Annotated in this window: 1 protein-coding gene; it reads right to left on the bottom strand. The window is 74.4% G+C overall.

Translation table 11 applies throughout. From position 1 onward, the window contains the following. The coding region (locus tag SCA03_RS34735; RefSeq protein WP_141275902.1) for an AMP-binding protein at positions 1-1,474 on the bottom strand (1,474 nt) is incomplete at both ends.

Below are 1,474 nucleotides of genomic sequence, written 5' to 3'. Positions count from 1 at the left end.
GAGGCCCTCGCCCGCGAGGTACAGCTCGCCGGCGACGCCCGCCGGGACGGGGCGCAGCCAGGCGTCCAGGACGTAGCCGCGGGTGCGGCCGATGGGGCGGCCGATGGGCACGGAGGTGCCGAGGGTGCTCTCGTCGACGGCGTGGACGGCCGCGAAGATCGTCGTCTCGGTGGGTCCGTAGCCGTTGACGAGGCGGACCTCGGGCAGTTCCGCCCGCACGGTGGCGCAGTGCTGCGCCGACAGGGCGTCGCCGCCGGCCATGAGGAGGCGCAGCCCGGCGAGCATGGTGACGTCGGTGTCGACGACCTCGTGGAAGAGCCCGGCGGTCAGCCAGGCGACGGTGACCCCGTGGCGGCGCAGGAACGCGCCCAGTTCGGCCACGGCCAGGACGCGGGCCGTGGAGACGGCGAGGGTGCCGCCGTTGGCGAAGGCGCTCCAGATCTCCAGGGCGCTGGCGTCGAACGAGAGCGTGGCGAACTGGCCGACGACATCGTCCGCTGTGCAGCCCAGGCGCGGGTCACGGGCGACGCGCAGGACGCCGGCGTGCGGCAGGACGATGCCCTTGGGGCGGCCGGTGGAGCCGGAGGTGTAGAAGACGTAGGCGGCGTGCTGCGGGGTCAGGGCCGTGGCGGGCGGCGCGGCGGCTGCGGCGTCCGTGCCTTCGGTGCCTTCAGCGCCCGCGCTGCCCGCCGCCCCTTCCAGGTCTTCCATCAACAGCACGGGAATGCCGGCGTCGGGCACGGTGCCGCGGGTGGCGGCGGTCGCGACGAGCAGTTCGCTGCCGGAGTCCGACACCATGTAGGCGAGGCGCTCGGGCGGGTAGCCGGCGTCCAGCGGGACGAAGACGCCGCCGGCCTTGTGCACGGCCAGCAGCGCCACGACCGGTTCCAGGCCGCGCGGCAGGCACACGCCGACGCGGGTCTCGGGGCCGACGCCGTGGGCGCGCAGGGTGTGGGCGAGACGGTTGCTGCGGGCGTCCAGCGCGGCGTAGGTGAGCTGCTCGTCGTCCCCGGCGAGAGCGACGGCGTCCGGGGTGCGGGCGGCCTGTGCGGCGAAGACCTCCGGCAGGACGGCGCCGGCCGGTTCGGGGCCGCCGTCGCCCCAGTCGTCGAGGAGTTCGGCGCGTTCCTCGGCGGTGGTGCGGGGCATCCGGGCCAGCGGCAGGTCGGGGTCCTCGGCGAGGGCCTCCATGGTGGCGACCATGTGCCGGGCCAGCCGGTGGATGGTGGCGGCGTCGAACAGGTCGGTGTTGTAGTTGACCGAGAGCCGCATGCTCTCGGCCTCCTGCCAGAACTCGATGGTGAGGTCGAACTGTGCGTCCTGCCGTGGCAGGTCTCTCGCCTCGAAGTGGACGGCCGAGCCGCGGCCGGACTCCCAGGTCTTCGTCTGGAGCACCATCATCGCCTGGACGAGCGGGGTGCGGGAGGGGTCGCGTTCGGTGACGACGGCGTCGACGACCCGGTCGAAGGGGACG

It is taken from the genome of Streptomyces cacaoi, from assembly GCF_006539165.1.
Taxonomy (GTDB): domain Bacteria; phylum Actinomycetota; class Actinomycetes; order Streptomycetales; family Streptomycetaceae; genus Streptomyces; species Streptomyces cacaoi.
The sequence above is the reverse complement of the archived record's forward strand: the minus strand, read 5'-3'. Positions and strand labels throughout refer to the sequence as shown.